Genomic DNA, 309 nt, shown 5'->3' with positions numbered 1-309 from the left:
GGCTTCTCAGGATGAGAGCATTGCCAAGCTGACCAAAGAGAAGAAAGCTCTCCAAGAGGCACACCAGCAGACTCTTGATGACCTTCAGGCAGAGGAAGACAAAGTCAACACTCTGACTAAATCTAAGACAAAGCTTGAGCAGCAAGTGGATGATCTTGAGGGCTCACTGGAGCAAGAGAAGAAGCTTCGTATGGACCTTGAGAGAGCCAAGAGGAAGCTTGAGGGTGATCTGAAACTGGCCCAGGAGTCCATAATGGACCTGGAGAATGACAAACAGCAATCAGATGAGAAGATCAAAAAGAAAGACTT

Annotated in this window: 1 protein-coding gene; it reads left to right on the top strand. The window is 47.2% G+C overall.

Features of this window, described 5'->3' with window-relative positions; all coding sequences use genetic code 11:
- On the top strand, positions 1-309 hold a 309-nt coding region (locus C0Z22_RS15875), incomplete at both ends, for a hypothetical protein (protein ID WP_199177589.1).

Source organism: Halobacteriovorax sp. DA5 (assembly GCF_002903145.1).
GTDB lineage: Bacteria > Bdellovibrionota > Bacteriovoracia > Bacteriovoracales > Bacteriovoracaceae > Halobacteriovorax_A.
This window is presented reverse-complemented; position numbering and strand designations above follow the sequence as displayed.